The organism is Streptodolium elevatio, from assembly GCF_053592165.1.
Map to the genome: position 1 here is coordinate 38,485 of NZ_JBSFVE010000008.1, position 14,291 is coordinate 52,775.

At 71.1% G+C, this 14,291-nt stretch carries 10 protein-coding genes; 5 read left to right on the forward strand and 5 right to left on the reverse strand.

The genetic code is table 11. The features are described from left to right. Positions 1 to 119: 119 nt before the first annotated feature. The gene (locus ACWD12_RS16595) at positions 120 to 683 is read right to left on the reverse strand and encodes an RDD family protein (RefSeq protein ID WP_358354826.1); all 564 of its coding nucleotides are present in this window, start codon (positions 681 to 683) and stop codon (positions 120 to 122) included. Positions 684 to 928: 245 nt separating this feature from the next. Here ACWD12_RS16595 and glnA point away from each other — a divergent pair, with 245 nt between their 5' ends. After that, a complete protein-coding gene (gene glnA, locus ACWD12_RS16600; RefSeq protein ID WP_358354823.1) occupies positions 929 to 2,344 on the forward strand; it encodes a type I glutamate--ammonia ligase in 1,416 nt (471 codons plus the stop codon). Positions 2,345 to 2,698: 354 nt separating this feature from the next. After that, a complete protein-coding gene (locus ACWD12_RS16605; RefSeq protein WP_450100106.1) occupies positions 2,699 to 3,532 on the forward strand; it encodes an NAD(P)H-binding protein in 834 nt (277 codons plus the stop codon). 141 nt (positions 3,533 to 3,673) lie between these two features. Here ACWD12_RS16605 and ACWD12_RS16610 read toward each other — a convergent pair whose 3' ends face one another. The 3 genes from ACWD12_RS16610 to ACWD12_RS16620 form a co-directional block, all read right to left on the reverse strand. Further along, positions 3,674 to 4,702 carry a DUF5954 family protein gene (locus ACWD12_RS16610; RefSeq protein ID WP_450100107.1) on the reverse strand — a complete coding sequence of 343 codons (1,029 nt, stop codon included), beginning with the start codon at positions 4,700 to 4,702 and terminating at the stop codon, positions 3,674 to 3,676. 106 nt (positions 4,703 to 4,808) lie between these two features. Next, positions 4,809 to 5,774, reverse strand: a complete 966-nt coding sequence (locus ACWD12_RS16615; protein ID WP_450100108.1) for a pirin family protein — start codon at positions 5,772 to 5,774, stop codon at positions 4,809 to 4,811. Further along, a complete protein-coding gene (locus ACWD12_RS16620) occupies positions 5,771 to 6,670 on the reverse strand; it encodes a helix-turn-helix transcriptional regulator (RefSeq protein WP_450100256.1) in 900 nt (299 codons plus the stop codon). The genes ACWD12_RS16615 and ACWD12_RS16620 overlap by 4 nt, the downstream gene beginning before the upstream one ends. A gap of 147 nt (positions 6,671 to 6,817) precedes the next feature. Here ACWD12_RS16620 and ACWD12_RS16625 point away from each other — a divergent pair, with 147 nt between their 5' ends. The 3 genes from ACWD12_RS16625 to ACWD12_RS16635 all read left to right on the forward strand — a co-directional run bounded on the left by ACWD12_RS16625 (position 6,818) and on the right by ACWD12_RS16635 (position 11,065). Next, positions 6,818 to 7,849 (forward strand): NADP-dependent oxidoreductase, encoded by a 1,032-nt coding sequence (locus ACWD12_RS16625; RefSeq protein WP_450100109.1) that lies wholly within the window; start codon positions 6,818 to 6,820, stop codon positions 7,847 to 7,849. Between the two features lie 342 nt (positions 7,850 to 8,191). After that, complete coding sequence (locus ACWD12_RS16630) at positions 8,192 to 9,814, forward strand: CocE/NonD family hydrolase (RefSeq protein ID WP_450100110.1); 1,623 nt, start codon at positions 8,192 to 8,194, stop codon at positions 9,812 to 9,814. A gap of 198 nt (positions 9,815 to 10,012) precedes the next feature. Beyond that, positions 10,013 to 11,065 carry a phosphatase PAP2 family protein gene (locus ACWD12_RS16635; RefSeq protein WP_450100111.1) on the forward strand — a complete coding sequence of 351 codons (1,053 nt, stop codon included), beginning with the start codon at positions 10,013 to 10,015 and terminating at the stop codon, positions 11,063 to 11,065. Here the strand turns inward: ACWD12_RS16635 and ACWD12_RS16640 are convergent. Further along, positions 11,029 to 14,091: a bifunctional [glutamine synthetase] adenylyltransferase/[glutamine synthetase]-adenylyl-L-tyrosine phosphorylase gene (locus ACWD12_RS16640; protein ID WP_450100112.1), complete on the reverse strand. Its 3,063-nt coding sequence runs from the start codon at positions 14,089 to 14,091 to the stop codon at positions 11,029 to 11,031. The genes ACWD12_RS16635 and ACWD12_RS16640 overlap by 37 nt on opposite strands. Between the last annotated feature and the right edge of the window lie 200 nt (positions 14,092 to 14,291).

The following is a 14,291-nucleotide window of genomic DNA, read 5'->3' on the forward strand; positions in this document are numbered from 1 at the left end:
GTGACACCCACATCGCTGCAAAACGGCGGTGGTACGGGCCTGCCGGGCCCGTACCACCGCCGTTGTTCGTTGCTTCTTTTGTGTGCGCCGCAGCGCCGCGCGGGACGTGCTGTGCGCCGTCAGGCGCGGACGACGGCCGTGCCGACCGCCTTGTCGTGGAATCCGCGGCCGTCGCGGTCGTACACCGCGGCCGGGAGCACGAGGCACAGCAGCAGTGTGCGTACCACGACCGCGAGCGGCGTCAGGTGGTCGCGCGTCACCGACACCACGCGCAGGCCCATGAAGCGCTTGCCGACCGTGTAGCCGAGCGTGCTGACGAGCAGCAGGTTCTCGGCCGCGAAGACGGCGAGGGTGCCCATGTTGGTGCCGGTGGCGTTGAGGTCGCCGCGGCCTATGAAGGCGAACGCGATGACGTAGCAGAGCAGCCAGTCGATCACGAGCGCGATCAGGCGTCTGCCGGTGGGTGCGAGCGAGTTCGAGCCGTCCTCGGGGAGGCCGAGGCGCTTGCCCCGGTAGCCGAACTCGTCCTCTTCCGCGTCGGGCGCGGGGGCTGGCGCGGTACGCCGCTCCGCCTGCCTCGGGGGCCGCGCCGCGGCGGCCGGGGCGCCGCCGGGGCCGCTCCGTCCGCCCTGCCGATTGCCGGTTCCGTTGCCGGTCCGCTTACCGGCCTGTTTCCTGGTCACGACACCACGGTAGATGAGTGATGTGGGCAACATCCCCACCGGGGCAATCGCGAAGGATGCGTCAAGTTCGGCGGGCTCGCAAGCACAGTGGCCCGATTGGGCGACCACGTAACTTGTGTGAAACATTCGGGACACCGGCGGGAAACCGCCCCGCCATACCTTCGGGACCAGTGGCCAGCGGGGAGAAGGGCCGCCCCCCGAACGAGAAGCTAACCCGAGCCCGGAGCCGGGTCGAGGAGGCATGGATGTTCAACAACGCCGACGAGGTGTCGCGGTACATCACCGACAACGACGTCAAGTTCGTCGATGTCCGGTTCTGCGACCTGCCTGGCGTCATGCAGCACTTCACGATCCCGGCCGAGATCTTCGAGCCGAACGAGACGCTGGCGTTCGACGGCTCGTCGATCCGTGGTTTCCAGGCGATCCACGAGTCCGACATGGCCCTCCGCCCGGACCTCTCGACGGCGCGTGTCGACGCGTTCCGCAAGGACAAGACGCTCAACATCAACTTCTTCATCCACGACCCGCTCACGGATGAGGAGTACAGCCGCGACCCGCGCAACATCGCGAAGAAGGCCGAGCGCTACCTCGCGGGAACCGGCATCGCCGACACCGTGTTCTTCGGCCCTGAGGCCGAGTTCTACGTCTTCGACGACGTGCGTTTCGAGACGAACCAGCACGAGTCGTACTACCACATCGACTCCGTCGCCGGCGCCTGGAACACCGGCCGCGTCGAAGAGGGCGGCAACCGCGGCTACAAGGTCCGCTACAAGGGCGGTTACTTCCCGGCCCCGCCGGTCGACCACTTCGCCGACCTGCGTGCCGAGATCTCCCTGGAGCTGGCCGCCGCAGGCCTCCAGGTCGAGCGCCAGCACCACGAGGTGGGCACCGCCGGCCAGGCCGAGATCAACTACAAGTTCAACACGCTGCTGGCCGCAGCCGACGACCTGATGCTCTTCAAGTACATCGTGAAGAACGTCGCGTGGCGCAACGGCAAGACCGCGACCTTCATGCCGAAGCCCATCTTCGGCGACAACGGCTCGGGCATGCACTGCCACCAGTCGCTGTGGAAGGAAGGCGTGCCGCTGTTCTACGACGAGGTCGGTTACGCGGGCCTGTCCGACACGGCCCGCTACTACATCGGCGGCCTGCTGAAGCACGCCCCGTCGCTGCTGGCCTTCACGAACCCGACGGTGAACTCGTACCACCGCCTGGTCCCGGGCTTCGAGGCCCCGGTCAACCTGGTCTACTCGCAGCGCAACCGCTCGGCGTGCATCCGCATCCCGATCACCGGTTCGAACCCGAAGGCCAAGCGCATCGAGTTCCGCGTGCCGGACCCGTCGTCGAACCCGTACCTGGCGTTCTCCGCGATGCTGATGGCCGGCCTCGACGGCATCAAGAACAAGATCGAGCCGCTGGAGCCGGTCGACAAGGACCTGTACGAGCTGGCGCCCGAGGAGCACTCGGCCGTCCCGCAGGTGCCGGGCTCGCTGCCCGAGGTCCTGAACGCGCTCGAGGCCGACCACGAGTACCTCCTCGAGGGCGGCGTCTTCACCCAGGACCTCATCGAGACCTGGGTCGACTACAAGCGCACCAACGAGGTGGACCCGATCCGCCTGCGTCCGCACCCGCACGAGTTCGAGATGTACTTCGACATCTAGGACATCCGAGCACCGTGCCGCGGCCCTCTTCCGGGACTCCCCGGATGAGGTGACCGCCCCGCAACTCGAAGGCCCCGCCATGACTCGCTCTGGCGGGGCCTTCGATGTGTCCGGAGCCCGGCGGCCGAGAGCGTCGGCGAGACGCCAACTCCTTTGCGGTGACCGGAAATCGCCGCCGCGGCTGCTTTCGGCAGGAAGAACACGACAAGGGCGGACGTCCGACGAAGCGTTCGACTATCCGAATCGCGCAATGCGATGTGCATACTCGGTTTCTTGGGTGACGATGGCTCAGGGAGTGCACGTGGGGTGAACCCGCGTCACTCCTTTCCTTGTTTCCGAAGTGAAGGAGCCGCCGTGCTGCTAGTGGCCGGAGCGACGGGCAATGTCGGATCGGCTTTGGTCGACATACTCACTGCGGCTGGGCACCGCATACGTACACTCACCCGCAATCCCCTGACCACCGGACCCCAGGACGAAATCCAGCACGTCATCGGCGATCTGAACAAGCCGAAGTCCCTGGACGGCGCGTTCACCGGCGTCAAGGCCGTGTTCACACTCGCCGGATACGACGACATGCCGGCACTCGCGGCCACCATGCGTGACCAGGGTGTGGAACACGTCGTGCTGATGACCGGTGGCTCCGCCGGGATCCAGCGCATGGACAACGCGATCTCCCGCTACATGACGCTGAGCGAGCGCGCGATTCGCGAATCCGGGATGACCTGGACTTTTCTGCGGCCCCGGGCGTTCATGTCCAACTCCCTGCGCTGGGCACCCCAGTTGCGTGCAGGCAACCTGGTCCGTGTGCCCTTCTCCTGGCGGCGGACGGCGTTCATCGACCCCGGCGACATCGCCGCCGTCGCGGCACGGGCCCTCGTCGCCGACGAACACCGTGGCGCAGTCCTGGAGTTGACCGGCCCTGACGCCATCCTGCCCGCGGAGCAGGTGGAGATTCTGGGAGCGGCACTCGGGCGGAAGCTGCGCTTCGAGGCCGTGTCGAACGACGAGGCCCGCATCGAAATGGAATCGCGTATGCCCAAGGAGCGGGTGGACGCGTACTTCGGTTTCTACGTGGACGACCTGATCGACGAATCCGTGGTTTTCCCGGCCGTCGGCGAGGTCGTCGGCCGGCCTCCCCGCGACTACCGGACCTGGGCCGCGGACAACGCGCACCGCCTCGCCGCCTAGCCTTCCCGGAGTACGCACCTGCACAGCCAGGCCATGCCGCCCCGCCACCGATCGCACACCGGTCGGAGGCGGCGGACGGCACGGATCCGGACACCGCGATTACGTTGCACGTCGGCCGGAATGCGCGAGGGGGGCCCTCGGCTACTCCTCCTCGTGCGTGTCCTCGTGCGTGATGGTGCCGTGCTCGTCCATCACGGGGTGGATCTGGCTGGGGCCGTAGTTGTCCACGTCGGACGGGCGGGCGGATTCGGGTCCGTCGCCGCCGATGCGGACCGTGCGGCCGACGCGGGCGACGGAGTACAGGCGGTCGTCCACGCAGAGGCTGTTGGCCCGTACCTGTGCCTGGAACTCCCGGGCGAGGGCGGCGTAGCGGGCGGCCTCGGCTTCCGGCAGGTCGCGCATGAGCGGCCAGAACCGGATCAGCCAGTTCGTCAGCGCACGCCGGGCGCCGTGCGGGGTGCTCATGAGACCGGTGAGCGGGGTCCAGGAATCACCGGTGTGTTCGACGACGCAGTACGCCGGCGGCAGCAGGACCACGCCGGGGTGGGTCGCCATCGCCTGCTCGGAGTCGTGGCGTACCTCAGGCGGATAGCGCTCACCCCGGTAGTGGAGGCGTTGCAGGGCCAGGCGTTCGGTCGTCGCGACGAGGCCCGCCGCCGCGGAGTGGTCGATGACGAAGTCGCGGTCGAGCGGCGTGTCGTCGTAGCCGTCCCAGTCCGGTACGGCGGGCTCCGGGTCCGTGGGGCGCGGCGGCTCCGGCACGCTGTCGCGGCTGAAGACGAATTCGTCGGCGCGGACCACCCGGTAGCGGACGTCGAGCACGGTGAGTTCGTCGACGGGCTCGGTTTCCAGGACCCGTACGGCGGCGAGGAGTTCGCGGCGTACGAGCGGATCGTCGGTGTCGTCCTTCGCCTTGAACCACAGGTGCGAGTTGAGGGAGTCGCGTGCCTGCTGCGCGAATCCGTCGGTGATCGGAGTGAGCACCTGCCAATGGCCGTGCCCCGGCGGTGACTGGGTGGCGATGCCGAACACCGGCCCGCGGACGTTCAGCGTGGTGTAGCGCGTGCGCGCTATCGACGCGTCCGCCTCCACGGCCGCCGCAACAGGGTGGTCGTCGACCTGGACCCGCATGACCAGGGGATCGGGATCATCCGATTTGTCGCTGCTCATATCCCATTGATCTCACAGCGCACGGCGGCCTGTCAGTCGATTCGCCACCCTGGCCCACGGCACCCGCCAGTCGCGGGCAGATGCCGTGGGCGGTGCGGTTCTGCCGTCAGCGCACGCGGCCACGGGGCTTGAGCGGCGTCGGCGGCAACTCGGGGGCGTCAAGACGCGGCGCGTGGTATCCGTGCACGACGCCGAAGCGCTCCTCCGCCTGCCACTGCGTCCGCGCCTCGGCGATCTCCTCGGAGGTGCGCCCCACGAAGTTCCACCACATCACGATCTTCTCCGCGAACGGCTCGCCGCCGACGAGGATCAGGTTCGACGCCGCCTCGGTGCGGATGTGCACGTCTCGGCGGCCGCAGCCGAGGTAGAGCAGCGAACCGATCGGCACGGGTACGCCGTCGACCACCGCACCGGGCTCGGTCGCGACGACCGCGTACTCGAAGTCCCGTTCCAGCGGCAGGCGTACGTCGACGCCGTCGGCCAGCGTCAGGTCCGCACCCGTGATCGGCGAGTACGCCTGACCCGGCGACCGGGCCCCGTCGATCTCGCCCATGATCACGGTGCCGGACACGCCGGGCGCCTCGAACCGCGGCAGCTCGGTGTGCAGTTCGAAGTGCGGGTCGCCGTTGCGCGCACCGTCGGGCAGGGCCACCCACAGCTGCACGCCGTGCAGGAATCGTGCGTGCGGCACCGGCGACTCCTCGGAGTGCGAGATGCCGCGCCCGGAGGTCATGAGCCCGAGGTGCCCGGGCAGGATCGTGGCGGTGTGGCCTTCGCTGTCGCGGTGCAGCATCTCGCCCTCGCGCAGCCAACTCACCGTCTGGAGGCCCATGTGCGGGTGCGGGGCCACTTGGGCGCCGGGCCCGTCGGCGATGTCGTCGGGGCCATAGTGGTCCAGGAAGCACCACGGACCGACCATGCGGCGGCCGAGGGTAGGCAGCATGCGCCGTACCGGCCGGTCGTCGCCGATGCTGACCTCGCGCCCGGGGGTGAGTTCGAGGGCCGGCTCGGCCGAGACGTCCTCGCGCCCGCCGCACTCCTTGAGGGTGGGCTTCGTTTCCAGATCACTCATGTGGCCACCGTAACCGGGGCGGCGGAGGACGCGGCGGATGCCGTGAACGGCACCGGCGAGAGGCCGGGCACGACGCCGGTGGCCGAGCGCAGGAGTTCGAGCTGCGCGGTGTACGGCGACCCGTCGGGCGGCGTGAAGATCAGCAGTTGCTGGTCCTCGTTGGGCGTCAGGAGCCGCTCGCACATCAGGTCCACGGTGCCGACCACGGGGTGCACCACACGCATGCGGCTGCTGCGGCGCACGCCGACCTCGTGCAGCTCCCACAGGCGTACGAACTCCTCGCTCACGTCCCGGAGCCGGCGGACCAGGCGCACGGCCGCCTCGTCGTGCGAGCGCCGCGCGACGGCCGCGCGCAGGTCGGCGACGTGTTGGCGGCCGTAGTGCTCCCACTCCTCGACCGGGTACGCGCCGCGCACGACCGGATCCGTGAACCAGCGCCACACGATGTTGCGCCCGTGCTCGGAGACCGTGCAGACGCCGCCGAACAGTTCCTCGGCGAGGCAGTTCTGCGCCAGCACGTCGCCCAGGTCGCCCAGGATCTGCGCGGGGGTGTCGGCGAGTCGGTCCAACAAGTGCCGCAGCGCCGGGCTGATGGTCTCGCCGGCCTGCCGCCCCGCGGGCGGCCGGTGCCCGGCGAGGAGGTACAGGTGGTCTCGCTCGTCGTCGCCGAGGCCGAGGGCACGGGCGAGGGCGGCGAGTATCTGCGGGGACGGCTGCGGCCCGCGCGCCTGTTCGAGACGGATGTAGTAGTCGGCGGACATGCCGGTGAGGGTCGCGACTTCCTCGCGGCGGAGTCCCGGTGTACGTCGGCGCGGGCCGTCGGGCAGCCCGACGTCGGCCGGGCGCAGCCGCTCGCGTGAGCGGCGCAGGAAGTCGGCCAGTTCGCGGCGGTCCATCCCGGTGGCCATGTGCGTGCCCTTCCCGTGCCGGCGGCGTATCCAGGGACCGTTGGTCCCAGGCTGGACGGTCCGCTCCTCATCGCGTGCCAAGTCCGGAAGGGTCATGGATGTTCCCGAACGAACACACGAAAGCAGGATGATCGCATGTCCGAAAACACCGCCGTCGCCCCCACCGCTCCCTTCGCGTCCGCATCGGCGGGATCCGCCCCGGCATCGGCCGCGGAATCCGCCGCGGCGGAAGCCGGACGCCCGTCCCGCGCGGTCCACTTCGCCGCGCACGGCAGCGCCGACGTGCTGGAACTCGTCGAAGTGGACCGCCTGCCCGAGCCCGGCCCAGGCGAGGTCCGGATCCGGGTGCAGGCGGTCGGCGTCAACCCGATCGACTGGAAGATCCGCTCGGGCGCGATGGCCGCGGTCTTCCCGGTCGTTCTCCCCCATGTCCCCGGCCAGGATCTCGCGGGCGTCGTCGACGCGGTCGGCGAGGGTGTGACCCGGTGGCGGGCGGGCGACGAGGTGTTCGGCCTGGGCACGCGGACGTACGCGGATCACGTCGTCACCGGCGAGGACCGCCTCGCCGCCAAGCCGGCCGCGATGCCGTGGGAGCTCGCAGGCGCGCTGCCGACCGCGGCGGATGCGGCGTACCGGGCGCTCGCGGAGGCCGGCGTGCGGTCGGGCGAGACGGTTCTCGTGCACGCGGCGGCGGGCGGAGTGGGCGGCCTCGCCGTGCAGTTCGCGGTGGCCGGGGGCGCACGGGTCATCGGCACGGCGAGCGGGCGCAACCACGCGTACCTGCGCGACCTGGGCGCCGAGCCGGTCGACTACGGACCCGGTCTGGTCGACCGGGTACGCGAACTGTCCGCGGACGGGGTGGACGCGGCGGTCGACCTGGTCGGCGGCGGAGTGCTGCGCGACTCGGTCGAGCTGACCGGCGACGCGGGCCGGGCGGTGAGCATCGTGGACCCGGCGGACGCCGCGGCCAACGGCGTGCGGTTCTCGTCCGGCCACGACGGCGAGGACTACCTGTTGCGTGCGCTGGCCAAGGCGGCCGAACTGTTCGAGGCGGGCACCTTGTCGGTGCCACTGGCCGGTGTCTACGCCCTCCCCGACGCTGCCGAGGCGCATCGCGCGAGCGAATCGGGCCACACCCGGGGCAAGTTGGTGCTGGTCACCGGATGACGCCCCGGGACTCCGGGCGGGTCGCGGGGAGTTGACCCTCCCCGCGACCCGCCCGGCTTTGCGTTTTCGTTACCCGATTTTCTGTTACCAGCGGTAACTCCTGGGGGTTACCCTCCAGTCACTTAGGTCCTCTCTTCCGGATCTTGTCGGAAAGCCCGCGTCGTCTGGCGCGTGCGATCGCAAGGCACAGGGCCGCAGCTCGTACTCGGTCGTACTCGCCAGGCCCTGCAACGCAGCGAGCGCGCGTCCCCGGCGTCGCGTGCCCGGCGGCATCCGGCAGAGAGGGCGCCGTACGGGCTCACCGCACCACCCCACGATCCCCCCGTCGCAGAGGGAGCAGGCATGAGCTCAGGAAAGGTTCCGCGCGCACGCACCGTCAGATCCCGCCTGGCGGTCGTGCTCGCCGTACTCGCCGCCCTGCTGGTTCCGGGCGTCGGCGCCGCGCCGCAGGCCGCCGCGGCCGGGCCGGCGTTCCGGTTCGTCGACGTGCCGGTGGCACCCGGCGTCGTCCTCAAGGCCAACGTATTCGTCCCGGCGGGAGCCGACGCCGCCCACCGCGCGCCCGTCGTGGTGCTGCCGGCGAGTTGGTCGATGCCGCAGATCGAGTACGTCGTCCAGGCGAAGCAACTCGCCGAGAACGGCTACATCGCCCTGTCCTACACGGCGCGGGGATTCTGGCTGTCCGGCGGCGAGATCGGCGTCGCCGGCCCGGACGACGTCGCCGACGTGTCGCGCATGATCGACTGGGCGCTCGCCAACACCCCAGCGGACCCGGCGCGCATCGGAACCGTCGGCGTCTCCTACGGCGCGGGCCTCGGCCTCCTCGCCGCCGGCCACGACCCGCGCATCAAGACCGTTGCCGCACTGAGCGGTTGGGCCGATCTGGTCGACTCGATCTACGCGGGCCAGACGCAGCACATCCAGTCCGCCGCCGGACTTGCCGTGGCCGGTTACGTGACCGGCCGTCCCAGCGACGAATTCGGGCAGTTCCTGGTCGACTTCCTCACCACGGCCAACGTGCCCGAGCTGATCGCGTGGGCGAACGTACGCTCCCCCGCCACGTACCTGGACCGGATCAACGCGAACGGCCCGGCCGTCATGCTGGCCAACGCGTGGGGCGACAGCATCTTCCCGCCCAACCAACTCGCCGAGTTCTACGAGAAGCTGACCGTGCCCAAGCGCCTGGAGTTCCGGCCCGGCGACCACGCCACACCGGAGATCCCGGGGCTGGCCGGGCTACCCAACGACACCTGGGCCAACACCCGCGCCTGGCTCGACCACCACCTCAAGGGCGTCGACAACGGCATCGACCGGCAGCCGCCCGTGCAGATCAAGCCGCGCATCGAGGGCGGGTACGAGGGCTACGCCGACTGGGCGGACCTGACCGGGTCGCGGCTGAACCTGCGGCTCGGCGACAACGGCTGGTCGCGCACCGGCCCGCTCGCGCCGAGTGCGGGCACCGGCTGGACCACGCCCATCGGCACAAATATCGATTCAGGCGCCAATGGAGGCGTGATCTTCCTGACCAACCTGGTCGAGGAGTACCTGCGCATCCCGCCGATGGTGTCGGTGCCGCTGCTGCCGCGGGCGGTCGCGGCGGTGTGGCAGTCGGACCGCCTGGCCTCCGAAAGCCTGGTACGCGGCACGACGAGCCTGCACGTGACCGTGAATCCGAGCGCATCCGCCGGCACATTCGTGGCCTACCTGTACGACGTGGACTCGCTCGGCGTCGGCAAACTCGTCACGCACATGCCCTACACGTTCTTCGGCAAGCAGGCGGGACGGCCCTTCGCCGCCGACCTGGACCTGCTCGCGACGGTGTACGACGTCCCGGCAGGCCACCGGCTCGCCCTCGTCATCGACACCGTCGACCCGCTCTACATCGAGCAGAACCCGGCTTTCTCGACGCTCGCGTTCGGCTCCCCGAGCGCCGACCCCTCGTGGATCTCGGTGCCGCTGCGCTAACGCGTCCCGCACACCGCCCGCGTATCGCCCGGCACACCGCCGAGCCCGCCGGTCGGCCGCCACCGCACGCGGCCGTGCACGACCCCGGGTCCCGCCCGCATGGGGGACCCGGGGTCGTCCGCAGGGGGTACACGTGATCGTCCGAACCGTACCCGCGGGTGATCGGCGCACCGCCTGCCTCTGGCAGACTGGGTCCTTATGGGGGAAACGCAAACCCAGCAGAGCCCGCCGCAGTCGTCGCCGGACGCTTCGGCGGCGATGGGTCCCGCGTCGGCAGCGGGTGAGCCGACTCCGCTCTACGTGCGCGTGCGCACGTACCTGCGGACACCCCGCCGCCCGCGCTTCGTCGTGGAGCTGGCGCTCGTGGCGCTCAGCTACTGGGTCTACTCCCTCATCCGCAACGCGGTGCCCAACCGCGAGTCCCTCGCCGTGGAACGCGCGTGGCAGCTCCTCGACTTCGAGAAGTCGCTGCACATCGACGTGGAGTACACGATCAACCACGCCGCCGACAAGGTGACCTGGCTGATCGTCGGCATGAACTACTACTACGCCACGCTGCACTTCATCGTGACCATAGGCGTGCTGGTGTGGCTGTTCCGCTGGCATCCGGGCCGCTATCGGGCCGTGCGCACAGTCCTGTTCGTCACCACGGGGCTCGCGCTGTTCGGGTACTTCTTCTACGCGCTCGCCCCGCCGCGCCTGCTGCCCGGCGCGGGCTACATCGACACCGTGCTCGTGCACAACACCTGGGGTTCGATGGCCTCGGGCAACATGAAGAGCGTGTCGAACCAGTTCGCCGCGATGCCGTCGATGCACATCGGCTGGTCGACCTGGTGTGCGGTCGCCATCTGGAAGTTCGCGAAGCCGATGTGGGTGCGCGTGCTCGGCGTGCTGTACCCGCTGATGACGCTCGTGGTGATCATGGCGACGGGCAACCACTTCATCCTCGACGCGGTCGGCGGCTGGATCACGCTGGCCGCCGGGTTCGCCGTGCAACGGCTGGTGAACGGGTGCTCGGCCTACCAGTTCCCGCGCTACACGCCCGACGACCCGCGGTACGAGGAGCACGGCGGCGACCGGCACGGTGACGCCGACGGCGACCACGACGGACGCGGGGACGGCGGCCCTTCGGGGCGGGATGCCGCCCACGCATCCGGGCGGTCCCCGGCAGAAGGTGCGAAATCCCCCCGAGGGCCGGACAATTCCTCCGGCAGTCAGCGCGAGCCGGCCGCTTCGTTCCCGTCACCGTAGGTCTCGCCGTAGAACACCCGGTCGACGACGGCCCTGGCGTGCCGCGTGATGCGGCGGTAGTCCTCGATCACGGTGCCCGCCCCCACCGGGCCCGCGCCGGTCGCGCGGTAGCCGAGCAGACGTGCGACCCCGGCCAGTTCGCGCACGTCGGAGGGGAACTGGTCGGACGGGCGGCCGCGTACCACCATCACCGCGTTGCGCACGCGCGTCGCCTCCAGCCACGCGTCGTCGAGCACCTTGGCGTCCTGCGCGTCCAGTAGCCCGGCCTCGGCCGCCGCGGCCAGCGCCTCGCGAGTCCCGGTGGTACGCAGCGCCGGCACCGCGTGCGCGTGCTTCATCTGCAGCAACTGCGCGACCCACTCGACGTCGGCCAGGCCGCCGCGCCCCAGCTTGGTGTGCGTGGTCGGGTCCGCGCCGCGCGGCAGCCGCTCGGCCTCGATACGGGCCTTCATGCGCCGGATCTCGCGTACCTCGTTGTCGGTCAACCCGGCCGTGGGCCAGCGCAGCGGCGCGATGAGGTCGACGAACCGGGCGCCGAGGTCGGCATCGCCCGCGACCGGCGCGGCCCGCAGCAGCGCCTGGCTCTCCCACAACTTGGACCAGCGCTCGTAGTAGGCCCGGTACGACGCGAGCGTCCGTACGAGCGGGCCCTGCCGCCCTTCCGGCCGCAGGTCGGCGTCGACCACGAGCGGCGGGTCGGTGGCGGGCAGTTGCAGCAGGCGGCGCATCTCGTTGGCGATGGCGTGTGCCTGCTTGGCCGCCACCTCCTCGCCGGTGCCCTCCTCGGGCTCGTGCACGAAGACGACGTCGGCATCGCTCGCGTAGCCCTGTTCGTGCCCGCCGAAACGGCCCATCGCGATCACCGCGAGGCGGGTGCCGATCGCCTTGCCGGTCTGGCGCGCGTACTCGTCGGCCGCCGCCCGCAGGGCGCCGGTGAGGGTCGCCGCGGTGACGTCGGACAACGCGCGGCCCACCTCGTCGACGTCCAGCCTGCCGAGCACGTCGGCGGCGACGATGCGGAACAGCTCGCGGCGGCGCACGCTGCGGGCGATCTGCACGGCGACCTCGGCGCTGGGCGCGCGGCCCACCGCGGCCAGCACCTCGGACTCCAGGGCCGCGCGGGAGCGGGGCCGCAGGCCGTCCGGGTCGCCGAGCAGGGCGACCGCCTCGGGCGCACGCAGCAGCAGGTCGGGGGCGAGACGCCCGGAGGCCAGCACGCGGGCCATGTTCTCGGCCGCCGCGCCGCCGGCGTGCCCGGCCCCCGAGTCGCGCAGCAGGCGCAGGTACCAGTGCGTGTTGCCGAGCGCGTCGGAGATCTGCCGGAAAGCCAGCAGACCCGCGTCCGGATCGGCGGAGTCGGCGAACCAGCCGAGCATGACGGGCAGCAGCGTGCGCTGGATGGACGCGCGGCGGCTCACACCGGAGGCGAGCGCCTCCAGGTGGCGCAGGGCGCCGGCGGGGTCGGCGTACCCGAGCGCCTCCAAGCGCTGGGCGGCGGCTTCCGCGGTCAGCCTGGTCTCGCCGGGCTGGAGCCGGGCCACCGCGTCGAGCAGCGGGCGGTAGAACAACTTCTCGTGCAGACGGCGCACCTCGTGCCGGGTGCGGCGCCAGGTGGCCTCCAGCTCACCGACCGGGTTCGCGCGGAACCCCACCGAGCGGCCGAGCCGGCGCAGGTCGACGGAGTCGGTCGGCAGGAGGTGGGTGCGGCGCAGGCGGTGCAGCTGGATGCGGTGTTCGAGCAGGCGCAGGAAGCGGTACGCCTCGTCGAGCGAGGCCCCGTCGGCGCGGCCGACGTACCCCTCGGCGGACAGCGCGGCCAGTGCCTCCAGGGTGGATCCGCTGCGCAGCGACGAGTCGGCGCGGCCGTGCACGAGTTGCAGCAGCTGTACGGCGAACTCGATGTCGCGCAGGCCGCCGGGGCCGAGCTTGAGCTCGCGCTCGACTTCGGTGTGCGGGATGGACTCGACGACGCGGCGGCGCATGGCCTGGACGTCGGGGACGAAGTTCTCGCGCTGGGCGGCGGTCCACACGAGGGGGGCGATGCGCTCGACGTACTTGCGGCCGAGGGCCATGTCGCCGGCCACCGGGCGGGCCTTCAGCAGCGCCTGGAACTCCCAGGTCTTGGCCCAGCGCTCGTAGTACGCCAGGTGGCTGGTGAGCGTGCGGACCAGCGGCCCGTTGCGGCCCTCCGGCCGCAGGTTGGCGTCGACCGGCCAGATCGTGCCCTCGCGCGTGGTGTGCGAGCAGGCGCGCATCATGGCGGCGGCGATGCGGGAGGCCGCGGCGATCGCGGTGCCCTCCTCGACCCCGGGCCGGGCGTCGGCGACGAAGACCACGTCGACGTCGCTGACGTAGTTGAGCTCCCGGCCGCCGCACTTGCCCATGCCGATGACCGCGAGGCGGCACTGCCCGGCCTCGACGGGGTGTTCGCGGGCCACGAGGTCGAGCGCCGCGTCGAGTGTGGCCCCGGCCAGGTCGGCGAGTTCGGCGGCGACCTGGGCGACGTCGGCGGTTCCGCACACGTCGCGGGCGGCGATGGAGAGCAGGCAGCGGCGGTACGCGACACGCAGGGCGTCGAGGGCGTCGTCGCCGGCCAGCGTGCCGTTCGTGCGGTCGTCCAGAGCGGCGCCGAGCGTACGGCGGAAATACTCGGGGGTCGGGTGCGCGTCCTGTACGTCGTACGTGACCAGCGTCCGCCAGTCCTCGGGGTGCCGGGCGAGGTGGTCGCCGAGGGCGGCGCTGACGCCGAGCACGCCGAGCAGCCGGTCGCGCAGGGGCTTGGCCGAGGCGAGTGTGGACAGCAGGACCGGGCGGTCGTCGGCGGCTTCGGCCAGGCGTACCAGGCCGAGCAGCGCAAGGTCGGGGTCGGCCGTCGCGGACAGGCCTTCGAGCAGTTGCGAGTCGTCGCGTATGCCCGCGAGGACCGGGTCGGCCAGGCGCCGCGCGGCCACGGCCGCATCGGTGAAACCCAGCCTGACCAGGCGCGCTGTCGACACTCCCGTGGATACCGGGTCCCATGTGGTCACCTGCCGAGCGTAGCCTCGCGGGGGCCCGCTCCCAACAGCTGACCCACCGTCAGATGTGGGAATGCGGACGGCGAGGCGGCGGCGCGCTCGCCTGGGCGGGCACGAGCATCAGGCCAGGGCACACGTCGAGCAGCACAGGCCAGGCGACACAGGCGGGTCGGGCGGGGAGCTGCGGTGGAACGCAACATGCGGCCGCCGGG